We start from the raw sequence: 21,918 nt of genomic DNA on the forward strand, positions 1-21,918 counted from the left end.
CTTACTCCTCGGCTGCGATCCGGAATGCATTATCCAGATCGGCGATTAAATCTTCGTGATCTTCAATTCCGACAGAAATACGCAGCAGCGTTTCTGAAATACCCGCTGCCGCGCGCGCTTCCGCAGACATGCCGGCATGCGTCATGGTCGCGGTGTGCGAAATCAGGCTCTCCACGCCACCCAGGGATTCCGCCAGCGTGAACAACTGCAGCGCTTTCAGGAAGCGGCGCAGACGCGCTTCATCAGCGTCAAGTTCAAAGCTGAGCATCGCACCAAAGCCACGTTGTTGACGCACCGCGTACTCATGTCCGGCATTTTCCGGCAGAGACGGATGATACAGTTTTTTCACCAGCGGTTGTTGCTTCAGGTAATCAACAATCGCCAGCGCATTACGCTGCGCTGCCGCCATACGCGGCGCCAGCGTGCGCAGACCGCGCAACAGCAGGTAGCTATCAAACGCTGCGCCGGTTACACCAATATTATTCGCCCACCAGGCAAGATCCGTGGCCATCGCCGGATCTTTAGAAATCACCGCTCCGGCCACCACATCCGAGTGACCATTCAGGTATTTGGTGCAAGAGTGGATAACCAGATCGGCTCCCAGCGCCAGCGGATTTTGCAATGCCGGACTCAGGAAGGTGTTATCCACTACACTGATCGCACCCGCTGCACGCGCCGCCTGGCAAATGCCGGCGATATCTACCACGCGCAGCAGCGGATTGCTTGGGCTCTCCACCAACACGAGTTTGGGTTTCTCGGCCAGCGCGGCTGCCAGCGCGGCTTTGTCACCCTGATCGACAAATTTCACGCGATAAGCACCGCGTTTGCTCAGGCTGTCGAACAGGCGATAGCTGCCGCCGTAGCAGTCATGTGGGGCAACCAGCAGATCGCCCGGCTTCAGGAACACGGTGGTCACCAGATGAATCGCTGACATCCCGGTATTGGTTAATACCGCGCCCGCACCGCCTTCCAGTTCTGCCAGCGCGCGTTGTACCACATCACGCGTGGGGTTACCGCGACGTGAGTAGTCATGTGCACGCGGTTCATTAAAGTCGAGGAAGTTGTAGGTGCTGGAGAGGTGAATCGGTGGGACAACGCAGCCATATTGCTCGTCATCATTCAAACCGCTGCGTACTGCGATGGTTGCCTGTTTACGCGTCATGGTGCTTACTGTTCCTGAAGTGTAATAAGAAGTGGCAACAGGATAACATTCAGCGCATAGACGTCAATACATCTGGACATCTAAATGTCTTTGCGTATAGATTGAGCAAATCATCAATACCCGCTAAAATTACGCGTCATCGCCTGGTGTTCAGCGCGCTTTCCTGTGAAAAGCGATGCGTAAGCATAAAACCGGCAGTTTAAGCGGTCAGGCATCGAAAAATCGGGCATAATCAACGGATTTCCCCATATTCAACTTTTATTGATTAAGGTAACCCATGGCTGAATGGAACGGCGAATATATCAGCCCTTACGCTGAACACGGCAAGAAGAGCGAGCAGGTTAAGAAGATTACAGTTTCTATCCCGCTGAAAGTGCTGAAAATTTTAACGGATGAACGCACGCGCCGTCAGGTGAATAACCTGCGTCATGCCACAAATAGCGAATTGCTGTGCGAAGCCTTTTTGCATGCTTTCACCGGGCAGCCGCTGCCAAATGATGTCGATTTGCGCAAAGAACGTAGCGATGAGATTCCGGAAGAAGCTAAGCAGATTATGCGTGAGATGGGCATCGATCCCGACACCTGGGAATACTGAGTCCAGAAACAAAAAAACCCAGCCAAGGCTGGGTTTTTTCTTGCTGCCGAATCCGAAGATTCGATGGCAAATAATCTTATTTCTTGCTGCCTGGGATGCTGAAACGCTTGTTGAAGCGATCAACACGACCACCAGAATCAACAACACGCTGCTTACCAGTGTAGAACGGGTGGCATTTGCCGCACACGTCCAGGTTCAGGGTACCAGTCATGGTTGAACGGGTGTTGATCACGTTGCCGCAAGAGCAGGTGATGGTCACAGCTTCGTATTTCGGGTGAATACCTTGTTTCATGGGAGAACCTCATAAAAGGCCGTGTCGCTCTCCGTGCCAGGCGAACCTGCACAGCACCACACGCGGTTAATAATTAAGTGTATCTTTGACAAGTCATCTCATCAAAGGCGGCATAGTATACAGAAATTGACCGCACCAGGCAAATATCAGCTGTTTATTCTCTGAGCCACTGGGAGGCAGTGAACGTCCTCATCCCAGTCCATCTGATAGAAAGAGCGTGCGCAGCCAATGTGTCTATGCGCTGTGGCTGTGGCTGTGGCTGTGGCTGTGGCTGTGGCGTGAAGTATGACGAGGGTTGCATCAGCGTGTACACTACTTCTCCTTATTACAGTACCGGATAGAGATCGACATGCCCGTTGTTCAGGTTGCCCTGCCCGTTCCGCTGCCTCGCCTGTTTGACTACCTGCTGCCCGCCGATGCGCCGCAGCCGGTAGTGGGCGCGCGCGTCAGCGTGCCGTTTGGCAATCGCAAAATGATCGGCATTGTGGTGGCGATAGAAGAAAGCAGCGACCTGCCTCTGATTCAGCTTAAACCGCTGGAGAGCGTGCTGGACGATCAAAGCCTATTCTCTCCAGCGCTGTGGCGCATCCTTAACTGGGCCGCCAGCTATTACCATTCGCCGCTCGGCGAGGTGCTCAACCATGCTCTACCTGTGCTGCTGCGTCAGGGCAAACCGGCGCAGGAAACGCCGTTGTGGCAGTGGGTGGTCAACGACGCCGGACGCGAAGTGGCCATGGAAAGCCTGAAGCGTGCACCCAAGCAGCAGCAAGCTTTAGCGGCACTGCGCCAGCAACCTCTCTATCGCCATCAGGTCAGTGAACAGGATCTGACTGACGCCGCGCTGCAATCATTGCGTGCCAAAGGTCTGTGCGATCTGCGTGAACACGCACCGCAGATGCACGACTGGCGCACCACCTTTGCGGTGAAGGGCGATCGCCTGCGTCTCAATACCGATCAGGCGATGGCCGTCGGCGCGATGCGCAGCGAAGATGATCATTATGCAGCGTGGTTGCTGGCAGGCATTACCGGTTCGGGCAAAACCGAAGTCTATCTCAGCGTGCTAGAGAATGTGCTGGCGCGCGGCAAACAGGCGCTGGTACTGGTGCCGGAAATCGGCCTGACACCGCAAACTATTGCACGCTTCCGTGAACGCTTCGATGCGCCGATCGATGTGCTGCACTCGGCACTCAATGACAGTGAGCGTCTTGCGGTATGGCTGCGTGCGCGCAGTGGCGAAACCGCGATTATCATCGGTACGCGTTCCGCGCTGTTCACACCGCTGGCGCGTCCGGGGGTAATCATTATTGATGAAGAACACGACAGTTCGTACAAGCAGCAGGAAGGCTGGCGCTATCAGGCGCGCGACCTGGCGGTGTTTCGCGCTCACGAAGAAGATATCCCGATTGTGATGGGTTCTGCCACACCGGCGCTGGAAACGCTGCACAATGTGCGCGTCGGCAAGTATCGACAGCTCAATCTTACCAAACGCGCGGGCAACGCCAAACCGGCACTGCAACAGCTAATCGACCTTAAAGGCCAGCAGCTTAAGGGTGGGCTCGCGCCCGCATTGCTGGGCAAAATGCGCCAGCACCTGCAGGCCGATAATCAGGTATTGCTGTTCCTCAACCGCCGCGGATTCTCGCCTGCATTGATGTGCCACGACTGCGGGTGGCTGGCAGAGTGTCAACGCTGCGACAGCTATTACACGCTGCATCAGCATCATCGTCAGCTGCGCTGCCACCACTGCGACAGCCAGCGCCCGCTGCCCAATCAATGTCCGGGTTGCGGTTCCACACACCTGATGCCGGTCGGCGTCGGTACAGAGCAGCTTGAGCAGCAGCTCAGCACACTCTTTCCCGGCGTACCGGTGTCGCGCATTGATCGCGATACCACCAGCCGCAAAGGTGCACTGGAGCAGCATCTGGCGGATGTGCATCGCGGCGGTGCCCGCATTTTGGTTGGCACACAGATGCTGGCAAAAGGGCACCATTTCCCCGACGTGACGCTGGTTTCCCTGCTGGATGTCGATGGCGCCTTATTCTCCGCCGATTTCCGCGCCGCCGAACGCTTTGCTCAACTCTATACCCAAGTGGCCGGGCGCGCCGGGCGCGCCGGTAAACAGGGTGAAGTACTGCTGCAGACGCACCATCCCGAGCATCCGCTGTTGCAAACGTTGCTGCATCGTGGCTATTTCGCCTTTGCCGAGGAAACCTTGCTGGAGCGCCAATCGGTGCAGCTGCCGCCGTGGACCAGCCACGCGCTGTTCCGCGCGGAAGACATGGACAATGCGCAGGCCGCTGAATTCCTCACACAGCTGCGCAATTTACTCGAAGCCAGCCCGCTGAAAGATGAGGCTATGTGGCTGATGGGTCCGGTTCCGGCATTGGCACCAAAGCGCAGTGGGCGCTGGCGCTGGCAACTGTTGCTACAGCATCCTTCGCGTAAACGCCTGCAACAGCTGCTAAGCAGTTCGCTACCGCTGATCTCCACCCTGCCCGCCGCGCGCAAAACCAAATGGACACTGGATATCGACCCCACCGAGATTTAGGCCGCATCACATCTGCGAGCCAGATCGAAAAAAGTCGCACAAGTCACAATTTTTATGCAAATTAAGTAACAACCTCACCCGACGTTGGGTTATCAATAGTGCCCATCCCGGCTGAAGCCCGGCAATGTCTGAAAATCAATGCGCTGTACCGCGTCAGGAGTTATACGTTGGACCAGAAGCAACCTTCATCTGCTGCCACCATGAAAGATGTGGCCGAGAAAGCCGGCGTCTCTACCGCCACGGTTTCTCGCGCGCTGATGAACCCGGAAAAAGTCTCGGCTGCCACCCGGCAGAAAGTAGAACAAGCGGTGATTGATGTCGGCTATGCGCCACACGGGCTGGCGCGCAATGCCAAACGCGGCGAAACGCAAACCATATTGGTAATAGTGCCGGACATCTGCGATCCGTTCTTTAGTGAAATCATCCGTGGCGTCGAAGTCACCGCGGCGCAGGAAGGCTATCTGGTGTTGATTGGCGACTGCGCACATCAGGATCAGCAGGAAAAAACCTTCCTCAACCTGATGTTGACGCGCCAAATCGACGGCATGGTGCTGCTGGGTTCACAACTGCCGTTCGATGCAGGAATTGAAGATCAGCGTAACCTGCCGCCGATGGTGATGGGCAACGAATTCGCCCCGGAAATGGCTCTGCCTACCGTGCATATTGATAACCTGACGGCGGCATTTGAAGCTGTCAATCATCTGCTGCAACTCGGTCATCGCCAGATTGCCTGCATTACCGGGCCGGAACATATCCCGCTCAGCCAGTATCGTTTACAAGGCTACATTCAGGCTCTGCGCCGCAGCAGTATCGCCATTGATCCCACGATGATTGTGCACGGTGATTTCACCTTCGAAGCTGGTGCCAGTGCGCTGAAACAGTTGATGAGCTTACCGCAGCCGCCGAAAGCCATTTTCTGCCACAGCGACTTGATGGCATTAGGTGCAATGAATCAGGCACGAAAGCTGGGCATGCGCATTCCGCAGGATCTTTCCGTGGTGGGATTTGACGATATCGAACTGGCGCAGTATTACGATCCCCCACTCACCACCGTGGCACAGCCGCGATTTGCCATTGGTCGTGAGGCGATGCTGCTGTTGCTGGATGAACTGCAGGGCAAACGCGTCAACAACGGCTCACGTTTACTCGACGCGGAATTACGCGTGCGCGGAAGCACCGCACCCGCCACAAAAACGGGAAAAATGGTCTAGGCTTCACTGCATTTTCAGCGGATTCTGAAGGCAGACTTTGCTGGTCAAAGTTCCAGCCCTTGAGTAACATGACGCATTCGTTGCCGGGCAATTAACAGAACTTTTACACCCGTCTTAATTTAGGGTTTCGCCCATTGGCATTTTTTTGAAGGGTATCAGAACGAAAGTGGCACAGAGAGATTATGTAGGCCGCGGGCGTTCAACAGGGACGCGTCGCAAAAAACCCGCTGCAGGCCGCAGTAAGAAAAGCAAAGGCGGCTCCGGCACGTCAAAGTTGATGATCGTACTGGCCGTGGCCGTGCTGGTCACCTTTGCCGGTGGTTTATGGTTCATCTCTCATCATAAAAAAGAAGAGACTGAGGTCATTCCGAATCATAAAGCCAACGGCAACGGCCTTCCGCCTAAGCCGGAAGAGCGCTGGAAATACATCAAAGAGCTGGAAAATCGCCAAATCACCGTGCCGACGCCGACTGAACCGTCTGCTGGTGGTGGTGTGCAATCACAAACACAGCTGACGGATGAGCAGCGCCAATTGCTGGAACAGATGCAGGCTGATATGCGCCAGCAACCGACGCAGCTCAACGAAGTGCCGTGGAACGAACAAACTCCGGCACAGCGTCAGCAAACTCTGCAACGCCAGCAGCAGGTTCAGCAACAACAGCAACAGATGCAGCGCCAGCAGCAACAGTTACAGCAGCAACAACGTCAACAACAGTTGCAGCAACAGCAGGCGACGCGTCAACAACAACAGCCAGCGCCGATAACGCGTGAACCAGTGCAACAGCCGAAACCCCAGGAAACGGCAAAAGCGAAACCGGAAGAGAAAGCCGCTTCGCAGCGCTGGATGGTGCAGTGTGGATCGTTCAAAGGCACTGACCAGGCAGAGTCTGTGCGCGCAGGTCTGGCTTTTGAAGGTTTCGAGAGTCGTATCACCACCAGCGGGGGCTGGAATCGTGTGGTAATCGGGCCGTTTAAAGATCGCAGCAGCGCTGACAGCACGGTCAAACGCTTACACAGCTCCGGACACGGAAGCTGCATTCCTCTCGCTTTACCTTAAGTCATTCGCCTCGCGGCAAGTGCGTGAATCCCCTGAGCTTGCATCAGTAAGTTACAGGGGTGAACGCACCTCGCCAACGTACCGGCCATTTCAAGTAAGACAAATCTCGGGGTTGAAACCCTTCAAACCTACCCCATATCTGGTTGCATGATACTCCGCGCTCTGTGCGCGAAGTTCCTTATCCACTGCAACAAGGGGTCTGCCCGTGACAACAATAGTAAGTGTACGACGCAACGGCCGAGTCGTGATTGGCGGTGATGGCCAGGCTACGCTCGGCAATACCGTGATGAAAGGTAACGTGAAGAAAGTGCGTCGTCTCTACAATGATAAAGTGATCGCTGGTTTTGCTGGCGGCACCGCAGATGCCTTCACCCTGTTTGAACTGTTCGAGCGCAAGCTGGAAATGCATCAAGGCCACCTGGTGAAAGCCGCGGTCGAACTGGCAAAAGACTGGCGTACCGATCGCATGCTGCGCCGTCTTGAAGCGCTGCTGGCGGTAGCTGATGAGAACTCCTCACTGATCATCAGCGGTAATGGTGACGTCATTCAGCCGGAAAATGATCTGATTGCTATCGGTTCTGGTGGGCCTTACGCCCAGGCAGCGGCTCGTGCCCTGCTGGAGAATACCGACATTGGTGCGCACGATATCGTTGAGAAGGCGCTGAACATCGCTGGCGATATCTGCATTTACACCAACCACAACATCAACTTTGAAGAATTACCGTCTAAGGCTAAGGACTAAACATCATGTCTGAGATGACTCCCCGCGAGATTGTCAGCGAGCTTAACCGCTTTATTATCGGCCAGGACGGCGCAAAGAAGGCCGTGGCGATTGCGCTGCGTAACCGTTGGCGCCGCATGCAGCTCGACGAAGAGCTGCGTCATGAAGTGACGCCAAAAAACATCCTGATGATTGGCCCGACCGGTGTCGGTAAAACCGAAATCGCGCGTCGTCTGGCAAAACTCGCCAACGCGCCTTTCATCAAAGTCGAAGCCACGAAATTCACCGAAGTGGGTTACGTGGGGAAAGAAGTCGACTCAATTATTCGCGATCTGACCGACTCTGCCATCAAAATGGTGCGCAGTCAGGCCATCGAGAAAAACAAATACCGCGCCGAAGAGATGGCGGAAGAGCGCATTCTTGATGTGCTGATCCCACCAGCGAAAAATAACTGGGGCCAGGCTGAGCACACTGCCGAACCTTCTGCGGCCCGTCAGTCTTTCCGCAAGAAACTGCGTGAAGGCCAGCTGGATGATAAAGAGATTGAGATCGATCTGGCCGCATCCGCAGCCGGTGTTGAAATCATGGCGCCTCCAGGCATGGAAGAGATGACCAGCCAGCTGCAGTCGATGTTCCAGAACCTCGGCGGACAGAAGCAGAAAGCGCGCAAGCTGAAGATCAAAGAAGCCATGAAGCTGCTGATTGAAGAAGAAGCGGCAAAACTGGTGAATCCGGAAGAGCTGAAGCAAGACGCCATCGAAGCCGTTGAGCAGCACGGTATCGTGTTCATTGATGAAATCGATAAGATCTGTAAGCGCGGCGGCCAGAATGCGGGCGGCCCGGATGTATCACGCGAAGGTGTACAGCGCGACTTGCTGCCACTGGTGGAAGGCTGCACCGTGTCCACCAAGCACGGCATGGTGAAAACCGACCACATTCTGTTTATCGCTTCAGGCGCGTTCCAGGTCGCCAGCCCATCAGATCTGATTCCAGAACTGCAGGGTCGCTTGCCGATTCGTGTAGAGCTGCAGGCGCTGACCGTGAATGATTTCGAACGTATTCTGACGGAGCCAAACGCTTCTGTGACCGTACAGTACAAAGCACTGATGGGCACTGAAGGCGTGAACGTTGATTTCACCGAAGACGGCATCCGTCGCATCGCCGAAGCCGCATGGCAGGTGAACGAAACGACTGAAAACATCGGTGCGCGTCGTCTGCACACGGTGCTGGAGCGTCTGATGGAAGACATCTCCTATGACGCCAGCGATCGCAACGGCGAATCCATCACCATCGATGCTGATTACGTAGGCAAGCATCTGGACGAATTGGTGGCCGACGAAGATCTCAGCCGCTTTATTCTGTAAAGGTTCCATCGTTATCCGCTGCCCGGCCACTGTGCCGGGCATTTTTTTACGCAGGATATTGATGCAGCGCTTTTTTTAGCGGGTGATGATTTTGCCAACAATCGTCAGATAGCGATATACTTACCGCTCCTGTGGCAAACAGACGATACCCTCATGAAATACGATACTTCCGAACTCTGTGACATCTACCATGAAGAAGTGAACGTGGTTGAACCGCTCTTTTCCAATTTTGGCGGACGCACCTCATTCGGTGGGCAAATCACCACAGTGAAATGTTTCGAAGACAACGGCCTGCTTTACGATCTGCTGGAAGAGAATGGCCGGGGTCGCGTGTTAGTGATTGATGGCGGCGGCTCGGTACGTCGTGCTCTGGTTGATGCGCAACTGGCGCGTCTGGCAGCGCAAAACGAGTGGGAAGGCCTGGTGATCTACGGCTCAGTGCGTCAGGTGGACGATCTGGAAGAGCTGGAAATTGGTATTCAGGCGATTGCCGCGATTCCGGTCGGTGCGGCGGGAGAAGGGATTGGCGAAAGTGACGTGCGCGTTAACTTTGGCGGCGTAACCTTCTTCTCTGGAGACCATCTTTATGCCGATAACACCGGCATCATTCTGTCGGAAGACGCCCTCGATATCGAGTAAGCCTCAACAAAAACGGGTGCCGCAGCACCCGTCATGGGTTTAAGCATAGACGCTTAAACCTCTTCCATTTTTCCCAACAGTGCACGCAGACGCTCCTGCCACACGTGCTGTTCTTCTTTCAGATGCTGGTTTTCACGCACCAGTGCATCCTGGTTGCCGGAAGCCTGGCTAGCTTCGTTGCGCAGCGTATTATTCTGATCTTTCAGTTCTTCGATTTCCATCTGTAGCAGGGTGATGGTATCAATCGCCTGCTGTACTTTGGCTTCCAGTTTCTCGAACACTTCAAATGACATCTTTATGACCTCTCCTAAATCTCTTGCAAGGCGTTGATGGTGCTGGGACTGCCTTGTTATGGTGCGTCCAGCCACGATGTCCCGATTGTATGTAGCCACACCCCGCAAGTCCAGCGACACAAGGCCTGCACGGGCAGTCTGTAACACTTTTCAGTTAATGCTTAAAAAAATGCTCACGATCGCGCATTTTTGCGCGCGGTCACGATATTGGACTTAAGTAAAGCAGGGTTAATGGCCCTTAAAGAAAGGTAAAAGACGCGAAAACGCGCATTTTTATGACGGAGTACACATATTTCGATTTCGCTATTTCTCGTTTATGCTCGTTAACGATAAATTCACATCAGCCCTACATAAGAGCTGGGTGACTCATGGATTGAGAACAAAAACTGATAAAATTTAACCTCGCTTCAGGAATGCCATTATGAGTCAGACAACGAACACACTAAAAGGTCAATGCATCGCCGAGTTTCTCGGTACCGGTTTGATCATCTTTTTTGGTGCAGGCTGTGTTGCTGCATTAAAACTGGCTGGTGCCGCATTCGGTCAGTGGGAAATCTGTATTATCTGGGGTCTTGCTGTCTCCATGGCCGTATATCTCAGTGCGGGCGTATCCGGCGCGCATTTGAATCCAGCGGTAACGGTCGCGCTGTGCCTGTTTGCTAACTTTGAAGGCCGCAAAGTGCTGCCTTACATCCTGGCGCAGGTTGCAGGTGCCTTCTGTGCGGCGGCGCTGGTTTATGGCCTCTACTACAATTTGTTCTTTGATTATGAAGCCAGCCATCAAATGGTGCGAGGCAGCGTGCAGAGCCTCGATCTGGCCGGTATCTTCTCAACCTACCCTAACCCGCACATCAGTGTCGGTCAGGCGTTCCTGGTTGAGATGGTGATTACGGCGGTACTGATGGCGGTGATCATGGCGCTGACCGATGACGGCAATGGCGTACCACGTGGTCCACTGGCTCCGCTGTTAATTGGTCTGCTGGTTGCCGTGATTGGTGGTTCAATGGGCCCGCTCACCGGCTTCGCACTCAACCCGGCGCGTGACTTCGGTCCTAAGCTGTTCGCCTTCATCGCAGGTTGGGGTGATGTGGCCTTCACCGGCGGCAAAGATATTCCTTACTTCCTGGTTCCGATTTTTGGCCCACTGGTGGGTGCTTGCCTCGGAGCCTTCGGTTACCGTTCACTGATTGGCCGTAACCTGCCGGTCAACGTGGCGGAAGCCAGCAAAACAGAAAAACCGGTCGCACGCGCTGAGCAGCGTAAAGCGTAAGTTTCATCGTTAATCATCAGGAAAATAAAATGACTACGACTGATAAAAAATACATTCTCGCGCTCGATCAGGGCACGACCAGCTCGCGTGCCGTGGTACTCGATCATGACGCGAACATCGTCGCCGTCTCGCAGCGCGAATTCACCCAGATTTACCCGAAAGCGGGCTGGGTAGAACACGACCCAATGGACATCTGGGCGTCACAAAGCTCAACGCTGGTCGAAGTGCTGGCCCATGCCGACATCCGTTCTGATGAGATTGCCGCGATTGGTATCACCAACCAACGTGAAACTGCCATCGTGTGGGATAAAGAGACCGGTAAGCCGATTTATAACGCCATCGTCTGGCAGGATCCACGTACAGCGGACTATTGTAACAAGCTAAAGAAAGAGGGTCTGGAAGAGTACATCCAGCATACCACCGGTCTGGTGATTAACCCTTACTTCTCAGGCACCAAAGTGAAGTGGATCCTCGACAACGTTGAAGGTGCGCGCGAGCGTGCAAAACGTGGCGAGCTGCTGTTTGGTACCGTTGATACCTGGCTGGTATGGAAAATGACCCAGGGGCGTGTGCACATCACCGACCACACCAACGCCTCTCGTACCATGATGTACAACATCCACAAGCTGGAGTGGGATGATCGTATGCTGGAGATCCTCGATATTCCGCGCGAAATGCTGCCGGAAGTGAAAGGCTCTTCTGAAATCTACGGCCAGACCAACATCGGGGGTAAAGGCGGTACGCGTATTCCAATCGCGGGTATTGCAGGTGACCAACAGGCAGCCCTGTACGGCCAGCTGTGCGTACAACCGGGTATGGCGAAAAACACCTACGGTACCGGCTGCTTCATGTTGATGAACACCGGCACCGAAGCCGTGACTTCAACGCACGGTCTGCTGACTACCATTGCTTGCGGCCCGCGTGGCGAAGTGAACTACGCACTGGAAGGTGCGGTGTTCATCGGCGGTGCCTCCATTCAGTGGCTGCGTGATGAGATGAAGCTGATCAGTGATTCAACGGACTCTGAATACTTCGCCCTGAAAGTGAAAGACACCAACGGCGTCTACATGGTGCCTGCGTTTACCGGTCTGGGTGCGCCTTACTGGGATCCGTATGCCCGTGGCGCCATCTTCGGTCTGACGCGCGGTGCCAACGCAAATCACATCATCCGTGCAACCCTGGAATCGATTGCTTATCAGACACGTGACGTGCTGGAAGCGATGCAGAACGATGCGGGCACCCGTCTGCAATCTCTGCGCGTGGACGGTGGTGCGGTCGCCAACAACTTCCTGATGCAGTTCCAGTCAGACATTCTCGGTACGCGCGTTGAGCGTCCGGAAGTACGTGAAGTGACCGCGCTGGGTGCAGCTTACCTTGCTGGCCTGGCGGTGGGCTTCTGGAGCGATCTGGAGGAAGTACGTGCGAAAGCGGTCGTTGAACGTGAGTTCCGCCCAAGCATCGAAACCACCGAACGCAACGTGCGCTATGCAGGCTGGAAGAAAGCCGTAGCACGTGCGCAAGCGTGGGAAGACGCTGAGTAATACCTTTGACCCGCGGCACCCTGCCGCGGGTTTTTCTCCCCGCCCTGCTTTCCCCTCCGTGTTACACTGCCTGCCTGTTTTTTATCAGGTGCAACCATGAAACGAGAACTCGCGATTGAATTTTCCCGTGTGACCGAAGCCGCTGCATTAGCGGGCTATCACTGGTTAGGACGCGGCGATAAAAATGCGGCCGACGGTGCAGCCGTCCACGCCATGCGCATTATGCTCAATACCATTGATATCGACGGTCAGATTGTGATTGGCGAAGGCGAAATCGACGAAGCGCCGATGCTCTATATCGGTGAAAAAGTCGGTACCGGCCGTGGGGATGCGGTGGATATCGCTGTCGATCCTATCGAAGGCACACGCATGACGGCGATGGGTCAGGCCAACGCACTGGCAGTATTAGCCGTGGGCGATAAAGGTAGCTTCCTGCACGCACCTGATATGTACATGGAAAAACTGATTGTCGGGCCCGGCGCGCGCGGTGCTATCGATCTCAACCTGCCGCTCGAAGCCAATCTGAAGAACATCGCCATCGCTCTGGATAAACCCCTCAGCCAGCTGACCGTGTCGATTCTGGCTAAGCCGCGCCATGACGCGGTGATCGCTCAGCTCCAGCAGCTCGGCGTGCGTGTGTTTGCCTTCCCGGATGGTGATGTTGCGGCCTCGATTTTGACCTGCATGCCTGACAGTGAAGTGGATGTGCTTTACGGTATCGGCGGTGCGCCAGAAGGTGTGGTGTCCGCTGCAGTGATCCGTGCAATGGATGGCGACATGCAGGCTCGCCTATTGGCGCGCCACGACGTCAAAGGCGACAGTGAAGAGAACCGTCGTTTGGGCGAGCAGGAGCTGCAACGTTGTGTTGAAATGGGCATTAAAGCCGGAGAAGTGCTGAAGCTGGAAGAGATGGCGCGTAACGATAATGTGATTTTCGCCGCCACCGGTATCACCACCGGTGACCTGCTCAAAGGCATTACACGCAAAGGCAACATCGCTACCAGCGAAACCCTGCTGGTGCGCGGTAAATCACGCACCATCCGCCGCATCCAGTCGATCCATTATCTGGATCGCAAAGACGCGGCGCTGCATCAGTTTATCCTGTAATCGCCTGTTTGCCGCTCTCCGGATGACGTGAGAGCGGCCACCAGCACAGCAGCATCACCAGCGATGTGACAAACATCAGCATGCCGAGGCTCGACTGATCGTGCTGCGGCAGTAGCGCCGACAGCCAGGCAATTACGCCAGAGCCCAAATTCTGTATGCCACCAATCAGCGCGCCCGCACTCCCTGCTAACCATGCATACGGCTCCATCGCACCGGATGTTGCCAATGGGAACAGCATCCCGGCACCAAAGAAGAACAGTGCGGCAGGCACCAGCAGTGTCCAGATATTCATGATGCCGAACCATGCCGGAATCCACATCAGCAGACCCGCCAGCAAGCAACTGTTCACGCCGTACCACATCAGCGTATGCCAGGACTTCTGCTCGCGTCCGGCAAACCACGCACCAAAAAAGGCGGCCGGGATCGGCAGGATAAACAGAATGCTGACGGTGATGCCATCCAGACCGAGCACGCCACCCATCAACACGCCACAGCTGGCTTCGAACACAGCGATGCCTGCCAGGGCGCCCACCAGCAGCAGCAGATAGCGGATAAAATTCCCGTCGCTAAGTAAGCTAGCATAACGGCGCAGAAATGGTGTGGCAGGCGTATCCACGGGACGCGTTTCGGGTAGCCAGCGCGCCATGGAAGCTGTGACGCCGACGCACAGCAACAGCAGAAAGGCAAAACAAGCGTGCCAGCCAAACAGGTGCGTCAGTAGCGCGCCAATCACCGGTGCCAGTAGCGGGCTCACCAGAATTCCCATATTCAGCAGACTATTGGCCTGGCGCAGGGCGATACCGGAATAGAGATCGCGCGGCATAGTGCGCGCCATCACCCCCGCGACGCCAGTACCCAAACCCTGCACCGCGCTGCCCAGCACCAAAATCTGCAGTGATGGCGCAAACATGGCGATCAATGCCCCCACAGCAAAGATCGTCATACCGACAAGGATCACCGGACGACGGCCAAAGCTGTCTGACAACGGACCATAGATCAGTTGTGACCCACCATAGGTCATCAAATAAGCGGCCATGACCTGCTGCATGCTGCCACTGCGTACGTTCAGGGCTTCGGCCATGTTCGCCATCGCCGGCACATAGATGGTTTGCGCCATCTGTCCGACCGCCACCAGCACGATCAGCATGAATAACAGGAAGCGGTTTTGTGTTTTATTCTTCAACATGGAACAAAATGTCTGCCTGAGAAACAAAATAAAAGCAGCACTAAAAAAGTGCTGCTGGCGATTAATGGCGGCAAAAATATCAGGATTGCGTTACAAATCGAGAGGTGAGCGCAAAGCGACTGGCACAGTGGTGTCAAGATTATGTACCGGGTCGTAACCCGACCGCTACAGTTGATGTGGAGTGCGCATGATTTGTCGCTGAGAGCCCTTTACTCTCCGCTGGGCTGGAAATCTGTGAGAGGGCTGACGATGATAGTGATACGCCTGAATAATCAATAATAAGGAGCGATCATGGCAGAGTGGATCAATGCGGAAGTGAAAGAAGTGAAAAACTGGACCGATGCACTGTTCAGCCTGCGCGTTACCGCGCCGATTGATACCTTTACCGCCGGGCAGTTTGCCAAGCTGGCGCTGGAAATTGATGGTGAACGCGTGCAACGCGCCTATTCATATGTGAATGCACCGCGCGATCCCTTACTGGAGTTCTATCTGGTCACGGTGCCAGAGGGTAAGCTCAGTCCACGTTTGCAGGCATTGCAGCCTGGCGATCAGGTGATGGTGACCAAAGAAGCCGCCGGATTCTTTGTACTCGATGAAATTCCCGACTGCAGCACGCTTTGGATGCTGGCCACTGGCACGGCGATCGGTCCTTATTTATCGATTCTGCAACAGGGCGAAGACCTGGAACGGTTTGATAACATTGTGCTGGTACATGCGGCACGTTTCGCCGATGACCTGAGCTTCCTGCCGTTGATGCAGCAGCTGCAACAGCGTTATCAGGGCAAATTGCATATTCAGACGGTGGTGAGTCGCGAAGAGATCGCCGGTTCGCTGCACGGTCGTGTTCCGCAGCTCATTGAGAGCGGTGAACTTGAACGTGCGGTGGGTTTGCCGATGACCGCTGACACCAGCCACGTGATGCTGTGTGGTAACCCGCAAATGGTGCGCGATACCCAGCAATTGCTGAAAGATACGCGTGAGATGCGTAAACATTTCAAACGCAAACCCGGCCATATGACCAGCGAGCATTACTGGTAATCCATGCGGTGTGAAGAATGTCAGACTTTTCCCTGTGCGGGTTTTGACTTTGGTCGGTAAAAACCGTTCTAATCGTGGGCTAAGTGAATGATTTAGGGCCGAAGCAATGAAGAACCTGCCAGTCGCGCTGCTCTTGAGCGTCGCGCTGACATTTCCCGCCTGGGCGGAGGATGCGACACCGCAGGATCGAAGCGATCACCTGCCTGCCGCCCCTTATCTATTGGCAGGTGCCCCCACCTTCGATATGACCATCGCGCAGTTCCGCGAGAAGTACAACGCAACGAATCCGGACCTGCCGTTGCAGGAATATCGTGCGATTGATAATCGAGACGATAAAAGCAACCTGACGCGCGCCGCCAGCAAGATCAATGAAACACTCTATGCTTCTACCGCGCTGGAGCAGGGCACCGGAAAAATCAAAACGCTGCAAATTACCTGGCTACCGGTTCCCGGCCCGGATATGAAAGCCGCGCAGGCACGTGCGATGGATTACATGACAGCATTATTGCGATTTTTTGTCCCAGGTTTATCGCCTGCAGATGGACGCAAAAAGCTTGATGCATTGCTCAGCGCAGGCAAAGGCGCACGCTATTTTGCCAGTACTGAAGGCGCATTGCGTTTTGTGGTCGCGGATAACGGTGACAAAGGATTAACCTTCGCGGTTGAGCCAATAAAACTGGCGCTCGCGACCCCTTGATCACCGCGGCAAAAATGACGAAAAGCAAAGCCAGCGACACGTTTGATCTCTATACTGTCTGGCAGACATCGCTGCCCGATGGCAGCGCTATTTCATGAATCGCGTTATGCGGAGGAAAGAATGCGACATCCACTGGTTATGGGTAACTGGAAACTGAATGGCAGCAAGCACATGGCAGGCGAGCTGATTGAAGGTCTGCGCAAAGAGCTGTCTGGTGTTGAAGGTTGTGGCGTAGCAATTGCTCCACCCACTCTCTATCTTGACCTGGCAAAACACGCCGTCTCCGGCAGCCACATTGCACTGGGTGCACAGAACGTTGACGTTAACCTGTCTGGCGCATTCACCGGTGAAACCTCCGCAGAAATGCTGAAAGATGTCGGCGCGAAATACATCATCATCGGCCACTCTGAGCGTCGTACTTACCACAATGAAAGCGACGAGTTCATCGCGAAGAAATTTGCTGTTCTGAAAGCAGCCGGCCTGGTACCAGTCCTGTGCATCGGTGAAACTGAAGCAGAGAACGAAGCGGGCAAGACTGAAGATGTGTGCGCACGTCAGATCGACGCCGTGCTGGAAACGCAGGGTGCGGCTGCGTTCGAAGGCGTGGTTATCGCTTATGAGCCAGTCTGGGCGATCGGTACCGGCAAATCCGCTACACCTGCGCAGGCCCAGGCCGTGCACAAATTCATTCGTGACCATATCGCGAAGAAAGATGCGGCGATTGCTCAGCAGGTCATCATTCAGTACGGCGGTTCTGTTAACGACAAAAATGCCGCAGAACTGTTCACCCAGCCAGATATCGATGGCGCGCTGGTTGGCGGTGCTTCACTGAAAGCCGATGCGTTCGCAGTGATCGTGAAAGCAGCTGCAGCAGCGAAAAACGCCTAAGTTTTTTCGGTGTAGAACAAGGCGGCTGATGAGCCGCCTTTTTTATTGCCAGAGATTCGTACTGAGACATGTAACTCATACACTGAGGAAGATGTGATGAAACAGTTCTGGAACCCCCCAGCGTGCTTATACGTTTCATTGAAGCTTTATATTGGAAGCCATGGTTAATGGTTCAAAATCTGGCATTGGTGGTCCTGCAACTCCTCCGCAGAACCGCTGTTTAGCATTAACCAGTTACGTTCCAGCGCCAGCAACGCTAAGCGCCCATCCGGTAATTCCGCCAGTGCCATCCCATATTTTCCCATCTCGCTGCGCGCATTAGGCACTTCAGTCGCCAGACGAATAAAGACACTTTGCTGCGCCAGTTCAGCCGTAGACAGTGTGCGAATCAAATAGCGATGTTTGCGCAGCGTGGCTGGTTGCCACTGTTCATTGAGCTTAGGGCTTAACGCATCAAGCCGCTGGCGCACATCAGGACGCAGACAGGAGATGTGGATGTGCAGTTGATTCTGCGTACGGCCATATTGCGCATTAATCGCCAGTGACAGCACGCTATCATCAATCGGTGCACCGCGTTTTTTGGCCAACAGACTGCGCTGCAGCCAGGCGGCGGCAAACAGATTGGGCGTGGTGGGTTCGAGAATAATCGGGCTTTCCATGCCAGTGATTCTTTCGATCGGCATCAGTAAATACTGCAGTGGACCGTTGAGGTCTTTCAGCGTGACATAACCCTGTGCCGTATTCACTTGCTGACAAGGGGCGGGATTGCCACTCTTCGCCAGATTGGGCTCGCACTTTTCACTGATGATCTGCCAGAGGGCATTGGAGTTTTTCTGGAAATGGAAGGCGCTGACGATCAGTCCGACAATCAGCACCAGCAGTAAAACGGTTAGCAACTTCAGGGTGCGACGACTTCCCTGCATGGCCGAATTCCTCTGTTCATCACCTGCCAGCATCCTCGCCTGCCGTCTGGGCAATGTCACGGACTTTTACTGCTGTGTAATGCAAAACGGTCAGCATCAGGCTGACCGTTTCAGTTTGATGCGATGACGATTAAGGTTTCATGACCTGATCGTAACTACCACCATCGGCGAAGTGCGCTTTCTGCGCTTGCGTCCAGCCACCGAACTTGCTGTCGATAGTGAACAGTTTCACCGGCGCAAAGGTGCTGGCAAACTTTTTCGCGACTTCAGGATCGCGTGGACGATAAAAGTTTTCCGCTGCGATGGTCTGGCCTTCTGGTGAGTAGAGATACTTCAGGTAATCTTCGGCCACTTTACGCGTGCCCTGCTCATCCACCACCTTATCGACCACCGAAACGGTTGGTTCTGCCAGAATCGATTCGCTTGGCGTGACGATTTCGAACTTGTCTTTACCCAGCTTGTTCACTGCCAGATACGCTTCGTTTTCCCAGGCAATCAGCACATCGCCGATGCCACGTTCTACGAAGGTGTTGGTGGCGCCACGTGCACCCGAATCCTGCACTTCTACGTTCTTGAACAGCGCCTTCACATACGCCAGCGCTTTGGCCTGGTCACCGTTGTTTTGATCCAGTGCCCAGCCCCATGCGGCCAGATAGTTCCAGCGTGCGCCACCTGAGGTTTTCGGGTTCGGGGTGATCACCGATACGCCGGGTTTAATTAAATCGTTCCAGTCATGAATGCCCTTCGGGTTGCCCTTACGGACCAGGAACACGATGGTGGAAGTATAAGGGGCGGAGTTGTCTGGCAGGCGCTTAATCCAGTTTTTATCGATCCGTCCACGGTCAGCAATAGCATCCACGTCAGACTGCAGCGCCAGGGTCACGACATCAGCACGAATGCCGTTGATCACAGAGGTCGCCTGCTTCCCTGAACCGCCATGAGACTGACGGATCACCACATTGTCACCCGTTTCCTGCTTGTAGTGTGCGCTAAACGCTTTGTTGTACTGCTCATACAGCTCACGCGTTGGATCGTAAGAAACGTTTAACAGCTGGATATCCTTTGCCAAAACACTGGTGGAAGCCAGTAACAGGGTGACACCAATACTCCACTTGTTCATTGCTTGCTCTCCCGAGGTCGTTATAGAACAAGACTGACATAAACCAATTCAATGATTAAAGAATTAAAAATAAGTGGTTATAACTGGAGAGAATATAAGTGGGAATAAAAAAGGGCACGGTGGAGGCCGCGCCCTATTTTAGTTTGATTAGTAGAGTTTTTTCGCCGTATCCAGCCAGTCGCGCTTGAATGGGCGCTTCATGTTTTCAATCGCGTCAATGATGTCGTGATGCACCATCTTCTCATTCTGAATACCGACACAACGTCCGCCGTAGCCCTGCAACAGCAGTTCGATGGAGTAGGCACCCATACGTGACGCCAGGATACGGTCGTAAGCGCATGGTGCACCGCCACGCTGAATATGCCCAAGCACCGTTGCACGTGTTTCGCGTTTGGTTTCTGCTTCGATGTAATGCGCCAAATCGTCGATATCACAGATGTGTTCGGTAATGGCCACAATGGCGTGTTTTTTACCTTTGGCGATACCCGCTTTGATCTCTTCGACCAGTTCTTCACGGGTATAAGGAATTTCCGGCAGCACGATGAATTCACAACCGCCGGCGATGGAAGCAGCCAGAGTCAGATCGCCGCAGTAACGACCCATCACTTCCACGATGGAAATGCGCTGATGCGAAGAGGAGGTGTCGCGCAGACGGTCAATCGCTTCAACCACGGTTTCCAGCGCCGTGAAGTAACCGATGGTGTAATCGGTACCGGCAACGTCATTATCGATGGTGCCTGGCAGACCAATGCACGGGAAACCCATTTCCGTCAGACGTTTGGCACCCATGTAGGAACCGTCACCGCCGATGACCACCAGCGCGTCAATGCCGCGCTTCTTCATGTTCTCAATGGCAACCTGACGAACTTCCTCATTACGGAAATCCGGGAAGCGCGCAGAACCGAGGAAAGTGCCGCCACGGTTGATCATGTCGGACACGCTGTATCGGTCGAGATTGATCATACGGTCTTCATACAAACCCAGATAGCCGTCGTAGATACCAAAAACTTCAAGGCCTTCACTCAGCGCGGAACGGACAACTCCGCGGATGGCTGCGTTCATGCCTGGGGCGTCACCGCCGCTGGTCAGTACTCCGATTTTTTTGATCATGACAACCTCTGGATTGTTCAAAACTAAGGATTATTCCTGCCTGCCGACCGGTGTAAACCCGCTCACGATCGTGCGGCTTAATAGTTGCAGATAGTATATCAAAGGCTTGATGCTGAATTGATTCAGGTCAGACAAGTTTTCGCTATTTTTTTACAGAGTTGTTAGCGTTACGTCATTTTTATAACGCAACGCCATGATATTTAAACGCTAAAACTGGAAAAAGCCTTGCTGATTTTCAGGCACCACCGAACAGGGATCCTGATGGATGATAACATCCGAACCGGGAAACTTAAGCCGGAGTGCTTGCTCGATCTGATCCGCTACCTGATGCGCCTGCACCAGCGGCAGGTGGTCATCCATTTCCAGATGAAGCTGGATAAAACGGGTTGGCCCGGATTGACGCGTACGCAGTGCATGGGCACCGCGCACACCTGGCCAGTCGCTAACCAAATCGATAATCGCCTGCTTCTCTTCTTCCGGCAATGCGCGGTCCAGCAAAGATTGCACCGCTTCATAACCCATGCGCAAAGCGTTATAGAGGATGTACACCCCAATCCCCAGCGCAAAGAGCGCATCTGCCCGGACAAAACCATAGCTGCTTAACACCAAAGCCACCAGGATCGCGCCGTTCATCACCACGTCAGATTGATAGTGCAGCATATCCGCACGTATCGCCTGGCTGCGTGTCCGACGCACCACCCAGCGCTGGAAAGTCACCAGTAACAGGGTGGACAAAAGGGCGACCACAGTGACGACGATACCGACCAGCGGCGCACGTAATATATTGGGTGAGGCCAGATGCTGAATACCCGTGAGAAATAAAAACAGTGCCGAGCCGGAAATAAACATGCTTTGTGCCAGTGCGGCAAGCGACTCCGCTTTACCGTGGCCGAAGGTGTGATCAGCGTCCGCAGGCTGGAGTGAATAGCGCACCACCAGTAAATTGGTGAGCGATGCAGCGATATCCACCAGTGAATCGACCAGGGCGGCCAACATACTGACTGAGCCAGTCAGCCACCAGGCAAAAATTTTCACGATCAACAGTAATGTCGCCAGCGTCGTTGCCGCCAGCGCCGCGCGGTTGACGAGTTTCGCGTAGGAGGGATCCATGCCATGCCTCATAGAAGCGTCTGCTCAGCGCAACGCCTTTAGTCAC

General features: G+C 54.4%; 21 protein-coding genes. 13 read left to right on the forward strand and 8 right to left on the reverse strand.

The window, feature by feature from the left end:
* Position 1 precedes the first annotated feature (1 nt).
* Positions 2-1,162, reverse strand: coding sequence for a cystathionine gamma-synthase (gene metB, locus FD737_RS17865; RefSeq protein WP_045815698.1), 1,161 nt, complete (start codon positions 1,160-1,162; stop codon positions 2-4).
* Between the two features lie 277 nt (positions 1,163-1,439).
* On the opposite strand from metB, the gene metJ reads away from it, so the two are divergent.
* Positions 1,440-1,757, forward strand: coding sequence for a met regulon transcriptional regulator MetJ (metJ, locus tag FD737_RS17870; protein ID WP_034823729.1), 318 nt, complete (start codon positions 1,440-1,442; stop codon positions 1,755-1,757).
* 76 nt (positions 1,758-1,833) lie between these two features.
* On the opposite strand, the gene rpmE is transcribed toward metJ, so the two are convergent.
* Complete coding sequence (gene rpmE / locus FD737_RS17875; protein ID WP_021506837.1) at positions 1,834-2,049, reverse strand: 50S ribosomal protein L31; 216 nt, start codon at positions 2,047-2,049, stop codon at positions 1,834-1,836.
* 349 nt (positions 2,050-2,398) lie between these two features.
* Here rpmE and priA point away from each other — a divergent pair, with 349 nt between their 5' ends.
* From priA to rraA, 6 genes are all read left to right on the forward strand, one after another.
* The gene (gene priA, locus FD737_RS17880) at positions 2,399-4,597 is read left to right on the forward strand and encodes a primosomal protein N' (protein ID WP_160834177.1); all 2,199 of its coding nucleotides are present in this window, start codon (positions 2,399-2,401) and stop codon (positions 4,595-4,597) included.
* 167 nt (positions 4,598-4,764) lie between these two features.
* On the forward strand, positions 4,765-5,808 hold the full coding sequence (cytR, locus tag FD737_RS17885) for a DNA-binding transcriptional regulator CytR (RefSeq protein WP_034823733.1): 1,044 nt from the start codon (positions 4,765-4,767) through the stop codon (positions 5,806-5,808).
* 166 nt (positions 5,809-5,974) lie between these two features.
* Positions 5,975-6,865, forward strand: coding sequence for a cell division protein FtsN (gene ftsN / locus FD737_RS17890; RefSeq protein WP_097119676.1), 891 nt, complete (start codon positions 5,975-5,977; stop codon positions 6,863-6,865).
* 205 nt (positions 6,866-7,070) lie between these two features.
* Entirely contained in the window at positions 7,071-7,607 is a 537-nt protein-coding gene (gene hslV, locus FD737_RS17895) for an ATP-dependent protease subunit HslV (protein WP_071845580.1), read from the forward strand.
* A gap of 5 nt (positions 7,608-7,612) precedes the next feature.
* Positions 7,613-8,950, forward strand: coding sequence for an HslU--HslV peptidase ATPase subunit (gene hslU / locus FD737_RS17900; protein ID WP_045815700.1), 1,338 nt, complete (start codon positions 7,613-7,615; stop codon positions 8,948-8,950).
* A 153-nt stretch (positions 8,951-9,103) separates the two neighbouring features.
* The gene (rraA, locus tag FD737_RS17905; RefSeq protein ID WP_034823742.1) at positions 9,104-9,589 is read left to right on the forward strand and encodes a ribonuclease E activity regulator RraA; all 486 of its coding nucleotides are present in this window, start codon (positions 9,104-9,106) and stop codon (positions 9,587-9,589) included.
* A gap of 53 nt (positions 9,590-9,642) precedes the next feature.
* Here the strand turns inward: rraA and zapB are convergent, their stop codons facing one another.
* Positions 9,643-9,882 (reverse strand): cell division protein ZapB, encoded by a 240-nt coding sequence (gene zapB, locus FD737_RS17910; RefSeq protein ID WP_034823745.1) that lies wholly within the window; start codon positions 9,880-9,882, stop codon positions 9,643-9,645.
* Between the two features lie 421 nt (positions 9,883-10,303).
* On the opposite strand from zapB, the gene FD737_RS17915 reads away from it, so the two are divergent.
* The 3 genes from FD737_RS17915 (at position 10,304) to glpX (ending at position 13,800) form a co-directional block, all read left to right on the forward strand.
* Entirely contained in the window at positions 10,304-11,152 is an 849-nt protein-coding gene (locus FD737_RS17915) for an MIP/aquaporin family protein (RefSeq protein ID WP_034823747.1), read from the forward strand.
* Between the two features lie 29 nt (positions 11,153-11,181).
* Positions 11,182-12,693 carry a glycerol kinase GlpK gene (gene glpK / locus FD737_RS17920; protein ID WP_160834178.1) on the forward strand — a complete coding sequence of 504 codons (1,512 nt, stop codon included), beginning with the start codon at positions 11,182-11,184 and terminating at the stop codon, positions 12,691-12,693.
* 96 nt (positions 12,694-12,789) lie between these two features.
* A complete protein-coding gene (gene glpX / locus FD737_RS17925; protein WP_097119674.1) occupies positions 12,790-13,800 on the forward strand; it encodes a class II fructose-bisphosphatase in 1,011 nt (336 codons plus the stop codon).
* Here glpX and emrD read toward each other — a convergent pair.
* On the reverse strand, positions 13,790-14,986 hold the full coding sequence (emrD, locus tag FD737_RS17930) for a multidrug efflux MFS transporter EmrD (protein WP_160834179.1): 1,197 nt from the start codon (positions 14,984-14,986) through the stop codon (positions 13,790-13,792). The two genes, glpX and emrD, sit on opposite strands and share 11 nt — an antisense overlap.
* 291 nt (positions 14,987-15,277) lie before the next feature.
* Between emrD and fpr the strand changes: the two genes are divergently transcribed.
* The 3 genes from fpr (at position 15,278) to tpiA (ending at position 17,609) form a co-directional block, all read left to right on the forward strand.
* Entirely contained in the window at positions 15,278-16,024 is a 747-nt protein-coding gene (gene fpr, locus FD737_RS17935; protein WP_097119673.1) for a ferredoxin--NADP(+) reductase, read from the forward strand.
* A gap of 106 nt (positions 16,025-16,130) precedes the next feature.
* Positions 16,131-16,721 carry a YiiQ family protein gene (locus tag FD737_RS17940; protein WP_034823757.1) on the forward strand — a complete coding sequence of 197 codons (591 nt, stop codon included), beginning with the start codon at positions 16,131-16,133 and terminating at the stop codon, positions 16,719-16,721.
* A 120-nt stretch (positions 16,722-16,841) separates the two neighbouring features.
* Positions 16,842-17,609, forward strand: a complete 768-nt coding sequence (tpiA, locus tag FD737_RS17945) for a triose-phosphate isomerase (protein ID WP_160834180.1) — start codon at positions 16,842-16,844, stop codon at positions 17,607-17,609.
* A gap of 164 nt (positions 17,610-17,773) precedes the next feature.
* Here the strand turns inward: tpiA and FD737_RS17950 are convergent, their stop codons facing one another.
* The 4 genes from FD737_RS17950 to fieF all read right to left on the reverse strand — a co-directional run bounded on the left by FD737_RS17950 (position 17,774) and on the right by fieF (position 21,872).
* Complete coding sequence (locus tag FD737_RS17950; RefSeq protein WP_160834181.1) at positions 17,774-18,532, reverse strand: CDP-diacylglycerol diphosphatase; 759 nt, start codon at positions 18,530-18,532, stop codon at positions 17,774-17,776.
* Positions 18,533-18,662: 130 nt separating this feature from the next.
* Positions 18,663-19,652: a sulfate ABC transporter substrate-binding protein gene (locus tag FD737_RS17955; protein WP_034823765.1), complete on the reverse strand. Its 990-nt coding sequence runs from the start codon at positions 19,650-19,652 to the stop codon at positions 18,663-18,665.
* A gap of 147 nt (positions 19,653-19,799) precedes the next feature.
* Positions 19,800-20,762, reverse strand: coding sequence for a 6-phosphofructokinase (pfkA, locus tag FD737_RS17960; protein ID WP_034823768.1), 963 nt, complete (start codon positions 20,760-20,762; stop codon positions 19,800-19,802).
* A 207-nt stretch (positions 20,763-20,969) separates the two neighbouring features.
* A complete protein-coding gene (gene fieF / locus FD737_RS17965; RefSeq protein WP_034823770.1) occupies positions 20,970-21,872 on the reverse strand; it encodes a CDF family cation-efflux transporter FieF in 903 nt (300 codons plus the stop codon).
* Between the last annotated feature and the right edge of the window lie 46 nt (positions 21,873-21,918).

Origin of the sequence: Pantoea sp. Seng (assembly GCF_009829935.1) — a bacterium.
GTDB classification, from domain to species: Bacteria; Pseudomonadota; Gammaproteobacteria; order Enterobacterales; family Enterobacteriaceae; genus Pantoea; species Pantoea communis.

Bases quoted from the DNA above. Each gene is read 5' to 3' on its own strand.
- metB (WP_045815698.1), bottom strand. From the start codon at position 1,162: ATGACGCGTAAACAGGCAACCATCGCAGTACGCAGCGGTTTGAATGAT.
- metJ (WP_034823729.1), top strand. From the start codon at position 1,440: ATGGCTGAATGGAACGGCGAATATATCAGCCCTTACGCTGAACACGGC.
- rpmE (WP_021506837.1), bottom strand. From the start codon at position 2,049: ATGAAACAAGGTATTCACCCGAAATACGAAGCTGTGACCATCACCTGC.
- priA (WP_160834177.1), top strand. From the start codon at position 2,399: ATGCCCGTTGTTCAGGTTGCCCTGCCCGTTCCGCTGCCTCGCCTGTTT.
- hslU (WP_045815700.1), top strand. From the start codon at position 7,613: ATGTCTGAGATGACTCCCCGCGAGATTGTCAGCGAGCTTAACCGCTTT.
- rraA (WP_034823742.1), top strand. From the start codon at position 9,104: ATGAAATACGATACTTCCGAACTCTGTGACATCTACCATGAAGAAGTG.
- zapB (WP_034823745.1), bottom strand. From the start codon at position 9,882: ATGTCATTTGAAGTGTTCGAGAAACTGGAAGCCAAAGTACAGCAGGCG.
- FD737_RS17915 (WP_034823747.1), top strand. From the start codon at position 10,304: ATGAGTCAGACAACGAACACACTAAAAGGTCAATGCATCGCCGAGTTT.
- glpK (WP_160834178.1), top strand. From the start codon at position 11,182: ATGACTACGACTGATAAAAAATACATTCTCGCGCTCGATCAGGGCACG.
- glpX (WP_097119674.1), top strand. From the start codon at position 12,790: ATGAAACGAGAACTCGCGATTGAATTTTCCCGTGTGACCGAAGCCGCT.
- emrD (WP_160834179.1), bottom strand. From the start codon at position 14,986: ATGTTGAAGAATAAAACACAAAACCGCTTCCTGTTATTCATGCTGATC.
- fpr (WP_097119673.1), top strand. From the start codon at position 15,278: ATGGCAGAGTGGATCAATGCGGAAGTGAAAGAAGTGAAAAACTGGACC.
- FD737_RS17940 (WP_034823757.1), top strand. From the start codon at position 16,131: ATGAAGAACCTGCCAGTCGCGCTGCTCTTGAGCGTCGCGCTGACATTT.
- tpiA (WP_160834180.1), top strand. From the start codon at position 16,842: ATGCGACATCCACTGGTTATGGGTAACTGGAAACTGAATGGCAGCAAG.
- FD737_RS17950 (WP_160834181.1), bottom strand. From the start codon at position 18,532: ATGCAGGGAAGTCGTCGCACCCTGAAGTTGCTAACCGTTTTACTGCTG.
- FD737_RS17955 (WP_034823765.1), bottom strand. From the start codon at position 19,652: ATGAACAAGTGGAGTATTGGTGTCACCCTGTTACTGGCTTCCACCAGT.
- pfkA (WP_034823768.1), bottom strand. From the start codon at position 20,762: ATGATCAAAAAAATCGGAGTACTGACCAGCGGCGGTGACGCCCCAGGC.
- fieF (WP_034823770.1), bottom strand. From the start codon at position 21,872: ATGGATCCCTCCTACGCGAAACTCGTCAACCGCGCGGCGCTGGCGGCA.